Genomic DNA, 12,731 nt, shown 5'->3' with positions numbered 1-12,731 from the left:
AGCGCGGCCCCCCCTCCCTTGCCCTCCCCCCCCCCCCCCCCTCCCCCCCCCCCCCCCCCGCGGGCGGGGCTGACGGGTCAGCGGTAGCAGTACGAGTCCGAGGAGGCGTCCCCGCCCGCCAGGTGGGTCTGGTGCACCCGCAGGCCCCGGAACTCGTCCCCGTGCGGGTAGAACCGCTCGTCGACGGTGAGCCCGCCGGACTCCGTGTCGGCGTCCAGCTTGATGATCCACGGCTCGATGCCGTCCGGGTAGAACTGGTCGTCCCAGGCGCCGTACAGCGAGTTGGTGAGGTAGAGCCGCCGCCCGTCCCGGCTGATCTCGACCATCTGCGGCGCCCCGCTCAGCGGACGCCCCGGCTCGGCCGGGTGCGGAGTCTTCGCGACCACCCCGCCGAGCCGCACCGAGCCGGCCAGGCGCGGGTGGAACGGGTCGGACACGTCGTACTGGAACAGCTCCCCGGTGCCCCAGGCCGACACGTACAGCCAGCGGTCGTCCACCGACAGGTTGATGTCCGTCACCAGCGGCGGCACCGCCCCGAACGGTTGCAGGGCCGGCGGCAGGTCCTCCGTCTTCGCCGGCTCGGCCGGTATCTCGATGACCTTGCGCGCGGTGAACGCCGCGCCGTCCCGGTGCCAGAGCCAGACCGAGGCGGAGAGGTCCTCGACGTTGGTGACCACGCCGACGAACCCCCACTCGGCCTGCGGGTCGTGCGCCGGCCGCAGCTCCAGCACCATCTGGTACTGGTCGCCGAGGTCGATCCGCTGGAGATGCCGCCCCGAGTCCAGCTCCCAGAAGTGCAGCGCGTGCCCGTACTTGCGGCCCAGCAGCAGCTCCGGCACCACCCCGTCCTCGACCATCCAGGGCGTGCCCCACTCGCTGGTCACACCCACGTTGGTACCCAGGTGCCACCAGACGTCGTAGGCGAAGTGCTGCGGCCCTCGCTCGGTCTCCCACGCGCGCAGCACGTCGAAGGTGGTGTGGTCGAGCAGCGCCACCCCGCCCGGCCCGTCGGTGCCGTCGCCGCTGCCGAGGCAGGACAGGAAGACGCCGTCCGGCCCGCAGTGCAGGGTGTGCGGCCGCGAGTACCCGGCCTTGGTCGCCAGCTCCTCGGCCGACACCGTCTTCACCAGCTTCGGCCGCACCGGGTCCGGCCGGGTGTCCATCACGTGCAGCCGCGAGGACCGCAGCCCCGGCAGCAGCAGGAACCGCCGCTCCGGGTTCTCGTGGCAGGCGTGCGCCAGCGCGCTGGAGCAGGCGTTCCAGCCGAAGTGGTGCAGCTCGTCGCCCAGGCCCGGCAGCTCGGCGAAGTTGAGCACCCGCCCGTAGGTCGGCGACGCCGGATCGGTGTCGACGGTGAGCAGCGCGTCCGGCCGCTGCGCCGCCCGGTCGAACCCGGCCACGTACGCCAGCCTCTCCGGCGGCGCGGCGATCGCCTCGGCGGGCGTGCGGTAGAGGGACGGGTCGCTGTGGCCGGCCTGCGGATCGTGCCCGTGCGGCATGCTGACTCCTCAACTCGCTTCATTGACAAGGGGAGTGACTGTGGCCCGGGTAGCGTTCCACAGAACCACCGGCGCACAGCAGGCGCACAGGGAGCGGGGGAGGCCCGCGGCACGACGGCGGAACCGCCCCGACCGTGCTGCCGCGATCCCGGCTACCGGCCGGTATCGTCGGTCGTCCGGATCGGTGGTTCCTGCCGGGCAGGCAGGTCAGAGCAGAGGGACGGGTGCGGGCGGGCATGGAATCGGGCATGGAATTCCGAGAAGACATCCTGGGAGCCCCCTACGAGGCGGTCGAGCTTCCGCTCGCCCCCGACGAGGAGGGCGCCGTCAGCGCCACCCTCGTCCGGCGGCTGGTCCCGGGCAGCGACCGCGCCGTGCTGTACGTCCACGGCTACGTCGACTACTTCTTCCAGACCCACCTCGCCGACCACTACGTCGAGCGCGGCTACTCCTTCTACGCGCTCGACCTGCGCAAGTACGGCCGCTCGCTGCGCCCGCACCACTCCCCGAACTTCATCCGCGACCTCGCCGCCTACGACGAGGAGCTGGACGCGGCCGTCCGGATCATCCGCGAGCAGGACGGCCACCGGCAGCTGCTGGTCAACGGCCACTCCACCGGCGGCCTGGTCACCGCGCTCTGGGCCGGCCGGCGCGCCGGGCAAGGCGTCGTCGACGGGCTCTTCCTCAACAGCCCGTTCCTCTCCATGCCCGCCGCCCCGGCCGTCCGCGCCCTCGGCGCCCCCGCACTGGACGCCCTCGGCCGCTTCGCCGGCACCCGCAAGCTCCCCTCCACCCTCAACCCGCACTACGTGCACAGCCTGCACCGGGACCACCGCGGCGAGTGGGACTTCGACCTCACCCTCAAGCCCGCCGACGGCTTCCCGCTCTACGCCGGCTGGCTCGCCGCCATCCAGCGCGGCCAGCGCCAGGCCCGGCGGGGCCTGGGCATCGACGTCCCCGTCCTGCTGATGGCCTCCACCGCCTCGATCTCCACCACCAAGTGGCAGGCCGCCCTGCACCACGCCGACGCCGTGCTGCGCGCCGACGACATCGCCGCCGTCGGCCCGCGCCTGGGCCGGCACGTCACCATCGTCCGGATCAAGGACGGCGTGCACGACCTCGTCCTCTCCCGGCCGGAGGCGCGCGCCCAGTTCTTCACCGAGCTCGACCGCTGGCTCACCGCCTACCTGCCGGCGCCGGTGGCGGAGTGAACGCCGAGGAGCCCGTCCCGGTCGCGCGGAAGACCGACCTCGGGCTGGCCCGGCTGATGCCCGACCTCGACCGCGACGGCGGCTGGCTGCTCACCCTGGACGACACCCCGCAGTCGTACGTCGACCTGGGCGACCCCACCCACCTGGAGTTCGAGTACACCCGGCGGATCGGCCACCTCGTGGACGCCGTCGCCCCCGCCGGGCAACCGCTCGACGCGCTCCACCTCGGCGGCGGCGCGCTCACCATGCCCCGCTACCTGGCCGCCACCCGCCCCGGCTCGCGGCAGCACGTGGTCGAGGTCGACGGGCCGCTGCTCGACCTGGTGGCCGAGCACCTGCCCTGGCAGGGGCCCGGCGCCGACATCACCGCGGTGGTCGGCGACGCGCGGGCCGCGCTGGCGGCCGTCCCGGCCGGCTCGCTGGACCTCGTCGTCGCCGACGTCTTCCACGGCTCGCGCACCCCCGCACACCTCACCTCGGTGGAGTTCCTACGGCTGGCCGCCACCGCGCTGCGCCCCGGCGGCTGCTACGCCGCCAACCTCGCCGACGGACCGCCGCTCGCCTTCGCCCGCGCCCAGGCGGCGACCCTGCGCGCCGTCTTCCCGGAGGTCTGCCTGATCGCCGAGGCCCCGGTGCTGCGAGGGCGCCGGTACGGCAACATCCTGCTGGCCGGCTCGGCGGGCCCGCTGCCGGCCGCGGACCTGGCGCGCCGCCTGGCCGCCGACATCTTCCCCGCGCGGCTGACGGACGGCGCCGACCTGGCGGCGTTCTGCGGGCGCACGCCGGCGGTGACGGACGCCGAGGCGACGGACAGCCCGCCGCCCCCGGACGGCGCGTTCAGCGTCGGCTGAGGGCGCACCGGCCCGCGGCGCACCAGTCCGCGGCGTACCAGTCCGCGACGCAGCCGCCCACGGCGTACCGGCGCGCCGGTACGCCGCGCGCCCGGTTCGGGCGCTTTTGGGTGTCAGAATCGGCGGGTCCATGCCGGGAGAGCAGGTCCGAGGGAGCGCGTGATGAGCAGCGGCGAGCGGCCCGAGCTGGGAGAGGTGCCGGAGACGGCGCTGTGGACGCTCTGGCACCGGGCGGTGGAGGCGCGCCGGCCGGACACCGTGCTCCAGGACCCGAAGGCCGTGGAGCTGGTCGAGCGGATCGACTACCCCTTCGAGGAGCGGTTCGGGCACGGTGCGCTCGCCGCCCAGCTCCAGTGCCTGCGCGCGGCCTGCTTCGACCGCGAGGTGGCCGACTTCCTGGTGCGGGAGCCGCGCGGCACGGTGGTCTGCCTCGGCGAGGGCCTGGAGACCCAGTACTGGCGCGTCGACAACGGCCGTGCCCGCTGGCTCACCGTGGACCTGCCCGAGCTGGTGGCGCTGCGCGAACGGCTGCTGCCACCCGGCCCGCGCCAACGCTATCTCGCCGCTGACGCCACCACACTCGGCTGGGCCGACGAGGTGGACCGCAACCATGGCGTACTGATCACCGCACAAGGCCTGCTCATGTACCTTCCACCGATGCAGGTGCGGGCCCTGATCGCGGCCTGCGCCGAGCGGTTCCCCGGCGCGACCTTCGTGCTGGACGCGGTACCGCGCTGGTCCAGTGCCCGCGCCGTGCGGGGCAAGCTCCGCGACCGCCACTACCAGGCACCGCCCATGCCGTTCGGCATGGATGCCGACGAGCGGGCCAAGCTGGCCACCGCGCACCCGGCGGTCACCGACATCCGCGAGGTCTACCCGGAGGGCGGCCGCGGCCTCGTCCGCGCGCTGCTGCCGCTGGCGGCCCCCCTCAAGGGCCGCCCCTCGGTCGTCGCCCTGCGATTCGCGGACCGCGCCGAGCGCACGGAAGGCGCCGAACCCGTGGAAAACACGCCGGCCGACGCCTGAGCTGGAACCACGGCGGCACGTCGGACGTCCTCATCGGGGGTGATCGGCCGGGGGACAGGCCGCCTCGGCACGTTAGGCTGAACCTTCGGGGTGCGGCCTGGGTGCCGCCATCGGATCGACGCCGAGACCGCCGGCCAGGCACCGCCGCGTGCTGCCACCGCGGCTCGTCCTGCCACGGAGGTACTGGCCTTGCACATCGACGCCTGGATCGAGAGCGTCCCACCGGGTGCGGTGTACGCCCTGGTCGCCCTGATCATCGGGCTGGAGTCCCTGGGCATCCCGCTGCCGGGCGAGATCGCGCTGGTGTCCGCGGCGCTGCTGTCCGCGCGCGGTGTGGTCAGCCCGGTCTGGGTGGCGGTGTGCGCGATCCTGGGGGCGATCATCGGCGACTCGATCGGCTACTCGATCGGGCGCAAGGGCGGAAAGCCGCTGTTCGAGAAGCTCGGACGGAAGTTCCCCAAGCACTTCGGGCCGGATCACCTGGCCACCGCCGAGCGCTCGTTCCAGAAGTGGGGCATGTGGGCGGTCTTCTTCGGCCGCTTCATCGCACTCCTGCGCATCTTCGCCGGGCCGCTGGCGGGCGCGCTGAAGATGCCGTACTGGAAGTTCCTGACCGCGAACGTGCTCGGCGGGGTGGTCTGGGCCGGCGGTACCACGTTGCTGGTGTACCAGGTGGGCAAGGTCGCCGAGCAGTGGCTGGCGAAGTTCTCCTGGATCGGCCTGATCCTCGCCGTGCTCGGCGGCGCCTTCTCGGCGTGGCTGATGAAGCGCCGGGCCGCCAAGGCAGCGAAGGCCCGCGAGGCCGAGGAGGCGGCGGCCGCGTCCACCACCGCGGAGCCCGCGCCCGCCGTCGACTGACGGACCGCCGGAGCCGGCGCACCGCCGGGGTAGCATCGAGCTACCCCGGCGGTGGCATGTAAAGCGGCAGGTGGAGGGCGCAATGGCGGAGCAGGCGCAGCAGACGTGGGACGCGGTGGACGCGTACTTCGCCGAGAAGCTCGTCGGCCGTGATCCGGTGCTGGAGGCCGCGGTGGCCGCCGCCGACGCGGCCGGGCTGCCGCGGATCGCGGTCGCGCCCAACCAGGGCAAGCTGCTCCACCTGCTGGCCCTGACCCAGGGGGCCCGGCGGATCCTGGAGGTCGGCACGCTCGGCGGCTACAGCGCGATCTGGCTGGCCCGGGCGCTGCCCGCGGACGGCACGCTGGTCACTCTGGAGATCAGCCCGGCCCACGCCGAGGTCGCCCGGGCCAACCTCGCCCGGGCGGGGCTGCAGCAGGTCGCCGAGGTGCGGGTCGGCCGCGCCGCCGACGCGCTGGCCGCCCTGGTGGCGGACGGCGTCGAGCCGTTCGACCTGGTCTTCATCGACGCGGACAAGCCGAGCAACCCCGAGTACTTCGCCCGGGCGCTCCAGCTGACCCGGCCCGGCTCGCTGATCGTCGTCGACAACGTGGTGCGCGGCGGGGCCGTGGCCGACGCCGGCAGCACCGACCCGGCGATCACCGCCACCCGGCGGCTGCACGACCTGATCGCCGCCGAGCCGCGCGTCACCGCGACGTCCGTGCAGACCGTCGGCAGCAAGGGCTATGACGGCTTCACGCTGGCCCGCGTGCAGAGCTGAGGCCGGGGCCCGGGACAGGCACACGCGGTCCACCGGCAGACCGGCGGGTGGACCGGCAGGCAAGAGAGCAAGGAGCACGAACGGCATGCGGATCGGACTGCTGGGCACCGGCCCCTGGGCGGAGCGGGTGCACGCGCCCGTCCTGGCGGAGCACCCCTCCTACGAGTTCGCGGGCGTCTGGGCCCGCCGCCCCGAGGCGGCTGCCGCGCTCGGCGCGGCCCACGGCGTCCCCGGGTACGCGGACCTCGACCGGCTGCTCGCCGAGGTGGACGCCGTCTCCATCGCCCTGCCGCCGACCGTCCAGGCCGACCTCGCGGTGCGCGCCGCCGAGGCGGGCTGTCACCTGCTGCTGGACAAGCCGGTCGCGCTGACCGTCCCGGACGCCCGGCGCGTGGTCCGGGCCACCGAGGCGCACGGCGTCGCCTCCGTGGTCTTCTTCACCGTCCGCTTCGGCGGCGAACAGATCCCGTGGATCGAGAAGCAGGCCGCCGCCGGCGGCTGGTTCACCGGCCGCTCCGACTGGCTCGGCTCGGTGTTCGCCCCCGACAGCACCAGCCCGTACGCGGCCTCGCCCTGGCGGCAGGAGAAGGGCGCGCTCTGGGACGTCGGCCCGCACGCGCTCTCGGTGCTGCTGCCGGTGCTCGGCGATGCCACGCAGGTCACGGCTGCGGCCGGTCCGCTGGACACCGTCCACCTCGTCCTGCGGCACGCCGGCGGCGCGTCCAGCACGCTCGCGCTCAGCCTGACCGCGCCGTTCGCGGCCGGCGGTACGGGCATGGAGCTGCGGGGCGAGTCGGGTGTCGTCCACCTGCCCGAGCGCGGCGAGGGCCCGGTCGCCGCCCTCCACCGCGCCCTGGACGCCCTGGCGGAGGCCGCCCGCACCGGTGAGCCCCACCCGTGCGGCGCCGCCTTCGGCCTGCGCACGGTGGAGATCCTCGCCGCGGCGGAGCGCTCGCTCGCCTCGGGCGGCCCGGTCGAGGTCTGATCCGTCGGGCCGGCGGGCCTCCGGCCCCCAGGCCCCCGGCTGCGCTCCCGCCACGCTCCGGCGGCGGGTCGCGCCGTCACGCCCGACCCGCCGTCCCCGGGCGGCGGTCGGCCGGGCGGGCCGGGGGGATGGAGGGGGCGTGGAAGTCGCGGGGGCCGGTCCAGAGGGCGGGGACGGCGTCGCTGCGGCGCGCCAGTTCGTAGGCCAGGGCCTCGTAGTTGACGCGCCAGCCGTGGAAGTGCGGCCAGGCGTCGCGGGTGGCGCGCTCGCGGGGGAAGCCGGCCGCGGTGATCATGGCGACGGCGGCGTCGAACTCGGTGTAGGTGAGGCGGATCGGCGTCTCCGGGTCCGGATCCGGGTCGAAGTCGACGCGCAGGGAGCGGCCGATGTCGCGCAGCGCGGTGAAGCCGGCGCGCAGGACGAGGCGGGCCTCGGGCGGGGCCGTGCGCGGGTTGATGGCGAGGTGGATGGCGGCGGCGTCCATGACGGCGACCAGGCCGACGACCCAGCTCCGGTTCGGCTGCGGGGAGCGGAAGGAGAGCAGCACGGGGTAGTTGGAGTGGCTCTCGCCGATGTCGGCGGCGAGCCGCTCCCAGTCCTGGTAGAGCTGGGGGAGCGCGGTCTCGGTGTCGACCAGGGACTGGCGGGCGAGCAGCTCCGGCCCCCAGGCGGGTTCGCCGGCCCGGGACTGCAGGAGGGTCACCTCCACCTCGCGGCGGTTGTAGGCGCTGTACAGGGTGGGCAGGTAGGCGATCTGCAGGGCGATCACCAGCGGGCCGCTGGCGGCGGCGAGGAAGTCGATGACCGAGAGGTGGAGCCGGTCCCCGCTGGCGAAGCCGAGGGTGAAGAGGCTGGAGCCGGCCTCGCGGAAGGAGACCGCCCAGTTCAGCTCCGAGGTGCCGTGCAGCAGCAGCGTGTAGGCGACCAGCATGCTGCCCAGCCACACCCCGAGCATGCCGACCAGGATCAGCGGGGCCAGCCAGGTCTGCGCCCTGTCCTGTGCGCGGTAGGTGCCGAACGGTGTGGCGGAGAGCCGTAGCACTGTTCGCAGCATCCGCCAGAGCCGGTGCACCAGGGCGGAGTACAGGCCGCGCGGGACGACGAGCGTACGCAGGATGCTGCCGATGGTGAGCAGCAGGAGCAGCACGCCGGCCAGGGTGTGGATCAACCTCATGGCGTCATTGTGGCGGTCGGGAGAGTCGGGCGGCCGCCCGGGCCACCGGCCGGGATGGTGGCGGGGACGCCGGTGCGGCGGCATTGACAGGGCGCACCCCTCGGCTGAATGCTAAGCAAGCGCTTAGTCAGCACTTCTCGACCAGGCCTCCGACCAGGCTTCAGGCCAGGCTTCCGACCAGGAGAGTGAGCCCATGCCCGACACCCCCGCCGACCCGCCCGGGCTGGACCTCGCCCGGCTCCGCGCCCACCTGGAGCGGGAGCTGCCCGGCACGGTGAACGGCCCCTTGCGGGCGGAGCTGATCGAGGGCGGCCGCTCCAACCTCACCTACGTGCTCACCGACGGCGCCGCCCGCTGGGTGCTTCGCCGGCCGCCGCTCGGCCACGTGCTCGCCACCGCCCACGACATGGGCCGCGAGCACCGCGTGATGACCGCCCTGCGCGGCACCGGCGTGCCCGTCCCCGGCACGCTGCTGCTGGACACCGGCACGGAGGTGCTCGGTGCGCCCTGGTACCTGATGGAGTACGTGCCCGGCACCGCCCACCGGGACGTGGCGCCGCTGGCCGCCCTCGGCGCGGAGCGTGTGCACGCGCTCGGCGAGCAGCTGGTCGACACCCTCGCCACCCTGCACCGGCTCGACCCGGCCGCCGTCGGGCTCGCCGACTTCGGCCGCCCGCAGGGGTACCTGGAGCGGCAGCTGCGCCGCTGGTCCACCCAGCTGGCCGCCTCCCGCAGCCGCGAGCTGCCCGGCGTCGACCGGCTGCACGACCTGCTCGCCGCCCGGCTGCCCGTCTCCCCGGCGCCTGCGCTGGTCCACGGCGACTACCGGTTGGACAACGTCCTGATCGACGAACGCGACACCATCACCGCCGTCCTGGACTGGGAGATGTCCACCCTCGGCGACCCGCTCACCGACGTCGGCCTGCTGGTGATGTACACCGAGCTGGCCGGCGTCGGCGGCGGCATCATCCCCTCCGCCGCGACCGCCCCGGGCTTCCCCCCGGCGGGCGAACTCGTCGCCCGCTACGCCGAGCTCACCGGCCGTGACGCCGCCGACCTCGACTGGTACGTCGCCTTCGCCTCCTTCAAGCTCGCCGTCGTCGCCGAGGGCATCCACTTCCGCTTCCAGCAGGGCCGCACCCTCGGCGCCGGCTTCGAGCGGGCCGGCGAGATGGCGCCCGTCCTCGCCGACCACGGCCTCACCACCCTCAAGGACCGCTGATGGACTTCGCCTACGACACCCGAACCCTCGAACTGCGCGAGCGCCTGCTGGCCTTCATGGACCAGCACGTGTACCCCGCCGAACCCGTGCTGGAGGCCCAGCTCGCCGACCCGGCCCGGGAGGCCTGGGCCGTCCCGCCGATCGTCGCCGAGCTCCAGGCCGAGGCGCGAAAGCAGGGGCTCTGGAACCTCTTCCTGACGGACCGGCACAGCCTCCCGGGGGAGGGCGGCGCCGGCCTCACCAACCTCCAGTACGCGCCGCTCGCCGAGATCACCGGCCGCAGCCCGCAGCTCGCGCCGCCCGCACTCAACTGCGCCGCCCCCGACACCGGCAACATGGAGCTGCTCGCCCAGTTCGGCTCCGCCGCGCAGCGGGAGCAGTGGCTGGGGCCCCTCCTCGGCGCCGAGATCCGGTCGGCCTTCGCGATGACCGAGCCCGACGTCGCCTCCTCCGACGCCGCCAACATCGCCACCCGGATCGAGCGCGACGGCGACGAGTACGTCGTCACCGGCCGCAAGTGGTACATCACCGGGGCGATGAACCCGCAGTGCCGGATCTTCATCGTGATGGGCAAGACCGACCCCGGCGCCGAACCGCACCGCCAGCAGAGCATGATCCTCGTGCCGCGCGACACCCCCGGCGTCACCGTCCGGCGCGGCATGAAGGTGTTCGGCTACGACGACGGCGACCACGGAGGGCACGCCGAGGTGCACTTCGACGGCGTCCGCGTACCCGCCGCCAATCTGATCGGCGAGGAGGGTTCGGGCTTCGCCATCGCCCAGGCCCGGCTGGGGCCCGGCCGGATCCACCACTGCATGCGGGCCATCGGCATCGCCGAGCGCGCCGTCGAGCTGATGTGCCGGCGGACGCTGGACCGGGTCGCCTTCGGCCGGCCGCTCGCCGAACAGGGCGTGGTGCAGGACTGGATCGCCGAATCCCGCGTCCGGATCGAGCAGTTGAGGCTGCTGGTGCTCAAGACCGCCTGGCTGATGGACACCGTCGGCAACCGCGGTGCCCACACCGAGATCCAGGCCATCAAGATCGCCACCCCGCGCACCGTCGAGTGGATCCTCGACAAGGCCGTCCAGGCCCACGGCGCGGCCGGCGTCAGCCAGGACACCCCGCTCGCCCAGCTCTGGGCCGGCAACCGGACGCTGCGCCTCGCCGACGGACCGGACGAGGTGCACAAGCGCTCGCTCGCCCGCCGCGAGCTCAAGCGGTACCGCTGACCGGCGTCATACCCGGGTAGCACCCGGCGGGTTGGCACCGCAGTATGACGTTCGTGCACCACCCCGGCCCGTACTGTCGGCGTACGGGCCGGCCGGTGGGCGGCGGGCCATCACGACGGGGAGCCGGGGCATGACGGGGAGCTGGGGGACGATGCAGAAGCGGGGACAGGGGCGGACGGCGCGGACGGGGATCGCCGCGGTGCTGGCGGCGACGGCGCTGCTGGGCGTGGCGGCCGCACCGGCAGCGGCGGTGACGGCACCGGCCGTGACGGAACGCCAGGCGCAGGCCGGGCTGCCGCAGCCCACCGGGCCGTACGCCGTCGGCACCACCGCCGTGCACCTCACCGACCTCGGACGGCAGGACCCGTGGAAGCCGGGGCAGCTCCGCGAGCTGATGGTCAGCTTCTGGTATCCGACCACCCGACCCGCGTACGGCGACGAGCGGGCCCGCTACATGGAGCCCCGCGCCGCCGGGCACTTCGGGAGCAAGGACGGCGCCTCCGTCTTCAACTACCGGGCGGAGCCCGGCCGGACGGACTGGTCCGGTGTCCGCACCCACGCCCGGCAGGACGCGCCCGTCCTGCCCGGCGGCGGGCCGCGCCCGGTGGTGCTCTACTCGGCCGGGCTCGGCGACCCGCGGACCTGGGGCACCGGCCTGGCCGAGGACCTCGCCTCGCGCGGCTACGTCGTCGTCACCGTCGACCACCCCTACGACGCCTCCGAGGTGGCGTTCCCGGACGGCCGCCTCGCCGAGTCCGTCCTCCCCGGCCTGATGGGCCCCGACCTGGACATCGGCGCCCTGCTGCGCAAGGTGATGCAGACCCGGGTCGACGACACCCGCTTCGTACTGGACGAGCTCGCCGCGCTGCGCACCGACGGCCGGCTGCCCGCCCGGCTGGGCGCCTCGCTGGACCTCACCCGGATCGGCATGGTCGGCCACTCGGCGGGCGGCTTCACCGCCGCCCAGACCATGCACGACGACCCCCGGATCGCGGCCGGCATCAACATGGACGGCCAGCTGCACTTCCCGGGCCCGGACGGCACGGGCGTGCACCTGGGCAGTGTCGCCGAGGACGGCCTGGACCGCCCGTTCCTGCTGATGGGGACCGGGAGCGAGGACTCCGGCGACTACCACCACCAGCCCGGCTGGGACGCCTTCTGGCAGCACACCCGGGGCTGGAAGGCCGACGTCACCCTGACCGGATCCCGGCACGGCTCGTACACCGACGCGCAGTCGCTGTTGCCCCAACTCGCCCGCCAGGGCGCGGTGTCGGGGGAGGCTGTGCGGGCCGACGTCGGCGACATCCGCCCGGACCGGGCGGTGCTCGCCACCCGGGCGTACGTCGCGTCGTTCTTCGACCGGTGGCTGCGCGGGCACGACGACCACCTGCTGGACGGGCCCTCGCCGCGCTTCCCCGAGATGGAGTTCGCCGGCTGACGCCCGCCCGCTGACGCCCGCCGCTGACCCCCGCTGACGCCCCCGCCGCGCTAGCGGATCTCCGAGCCCGGGTTGGCGGCGTCCCAGGCCTGCCGGGAGTCGACGATCGTGTCGTGGTGGTCGTAGGACCAGTCCACCATCGCCCGGATCAGGTGGGTCAGGCTGTGGCCGAGCGGCGTCAACTCGTACTCCACCTGCGGCGGGACGGTCGGGTGGACGGTCCGCGACACCAGGCCGTCCCGCTCCAGCCGGCGCACCGTGAGGGTCAGCATCCGCTGCGAGATCCCCGGCACGGCGCGCTGCAGTTCGCGGAACCGCCGTATTCCCTGGGCGAGTTCGACCATGACCAGGACCGACCACTTGTCGCCGAGCCGGTCGAGCAGGTCGCGGATCCCGCAGTCCACGCCGTCCTCGCACCAGACCACCGGCCGGGTGGTGGTTACCGCGGTGTGCCCTACTGACACGGAAGTGCCTCCTT

12 protein-coding genes are annotated in these 12,731 nt (G+C 74.3%); 9 read left to right on the top strand and 3 right to left on the bottom strand.

Annotation, left to right across the window (positions count from 1 at the left end; all coding sequences use genetic code 11):
* Nucleotides 1-77: 77 nt before the first annotated feature.
* The gene (locus ACZ6NC_RS18100) at nucleotides 78-1,499 is read right to left on the bottom strand and encodes a selenium-binding protein SBP56-related protein (RefSeq protein ID WP_465733827.1); all 1,422 of its coding nucleotides are present in this window, start codon (nucleotides 1,497-1,499) and stop codon (nucleotides 78-80) included.
* A 248-nt stretch (nucleotides 1,500-1,747) separates the two neighbouring features.
* Here ACZ6NC_RS18100 and ACZ6NC_RS18095 point away from each other — a divergent pair, with 248 nt between their 5' ends.
* The 6 genes from ACZ6NC_RS18095 (at nucleotide 1,748) to ACZ6NC_RS18070 (ending at nucleotide 7,190) form a co-directional block, all read left to right on the top strand.
* On the top strand, nucleotides 1,748-2,710 hold the full coding sequence (locus ACZ6NC_RS18095) for an alpha/beta hydrolase (protein ID WP_465733825.1): 963 nt from the start codon (nucleotides 1,748-1,750) through the stop codon (nucleotides 2,708-2,710).
* Between the two features lie 56 nt (nucleotides 2,711-2,766).
* Nucleotides 2,767-3,561: a spermidine synthase gene (locus tag ACZ6NC_RS18090; protein ID WP_465734003.1), complete on the top strand. Its 795-nt coding sequence runs from the start codon at nucleotides 2,767-2,769 to the stop codon at nucleotides 3,559-3,561.
* A gap of 162 nt (nucleotides 3,562-3,723) precedes the next feature.
* Nucleotides 3,724-4,587 carry a class I SAM-dependent methyltransferase gene (locus tag ACZ6NC_RS18085; protein ID WP_465733823.1) on the top strand — a complete coding sequence of 288 codons (864 nt, stop codon included), beginning with the start codon at nucleotides 3,724-3,726 and terminating at the stop codon, nucleotides 4,585-4,587.
* A gap of 189 nt (nucleotides 4,588-4,776) precedes the next feature.
* On the top strand, nucleotides 4,777-5,445 hold the full coding sequence (locus tag ACZ6NC_RS18080; protein ID WP_465733821.1) for a DedA family protein: 669 nt from the start codon (nucleotides 4,777-4,779) through the stop codon (nucleotides 5,443-5,445).
* A gap of 82 nt (nucleotides 5,446-5,527) precedes the next feature.
* Complete coding sequence (locus ACZ6NC_RS18075; RefSeq protein ID WP_465733819.1) at nucleotides 5,528-6,205, top strand: O-methyltransferase; 678 nt, start codon at nucleotides 5,528-5,530, stop codon at nucleotides 6,203-6,205.
* A gap of 85 nt (nucleotides 6,206-6,290) precedes the next feature.
* A complete protein-coding gene (locus ACZ6NC_RS18070) occupies nucleotides 6,291-7,190 on the top strand; it encodes a Gfo/Idh/MocA family protein (RefSeq protein WP_465733817.1) in 900 nt (299 codons plus the stop codon).
* Nucleotides 7,191-7,266: 76 nt separating this feature from the next.
* Here the strand turns inward: ACZ6NC_RS18070 and ACZ6NC_RS18065 are convergent, their stop codons facing one another.
* Complete coding sequence (locus ACZ6NC_RS18065) at nucleotides 7,267-8,364, bottom strand: hypothetical protein (RefSeq protein WP_465733815.1); 1,098 nt, start codon at nucleotides 8,362-8,364, stop codon at nucleotides 7,267-7,269.
* 193 nt (nucleotides 8,365-8,557) lie between these two features.
* Here ACZ6NC_RS18065 and ACZ6NC_RS18060 point away from each other — a divergent pair, with 193 nt between their 5' ends.
* The 3 genes from ACZ6NC_RS18060 to ACZ6NC_RS18050 all read left to right on the top strand — a co-directional run bounded on the left by ACZ6NC_RS18060 (nucleotide 8,558) and on the right by ACZ6NC_RS18050 (nucleotide 12,253).
* Nucleotides 8,558-9,586, top strand: a complete 1,029-nt coding sequence (locus ACZ6NC_RS18060) for a phosphotransferase family protein (RefSeq protein ID WP_465733813.1) — start codon at nucleotides 8,558-8,560, stop codon at nucleotides 9,584-9,586.
* Nucleotides 9,586-10,815: an acyl-CoA dehydrogenase family protein gene (locus ACZ6NC_RS18055; RefSeq protein ID WP_465733811.1), complete on the top strand. Its 1,230-nt coding sequence runs from the start codon at nucleotides 9,586-9,588 to the stop codon at nucleotides 10,813-10,815. The genes ACZ6NC_RS18060 and ACZ6NC_RS18055 overlap by 1 nt, the downstream gene beginning before the upstream one ends.
* 130 nt (nucleotides 10,816-10,945) lie before the next feature.
* Nucleotides 10,946-12,253 carry an alpha/beta hydrolase family protein gene (locus tag ACZ6NC_RS18050; protein WP_465733809.1) on the top strand — a complete coding sequence of 436 codons (1,308 nt, stop codon included), beginning with the start codon at nucleotides 10,946-10,948 and terminating at the stop codon, nucleotides 12,251-12,253.
* Nucleotides 12,254-12,303: 50 nt separating this feature from the next.
* On the opposite strand, the gene ACZ6NC_RS18045 is transcribed toward ACZ6NC_RS18050, so the two are convergent.
* The gene (locus ACZ6NC_RS18045; protein WP_465733807.1) at nucleotides 12,304-12,717 is read right to left on the bottom strand and encodes a winged helix-turn-helix transcriptional regulator; all 414 of its coding nucleotides are present in this window, start codon (nucleotides 12,715-12,717) and stop codon (nucleotides 12,304-12,306) included.
* Nucleotides 12,718-12,731: the final 14 nt, after the last annotated feature.

The sequence above is a fragment of the Kitasatospora sp. NPDC041988 genome, assembly GCF_055588525.1.
This window is presented reverse-complemented; position numbering and strand designations above follow the sequence as displayed.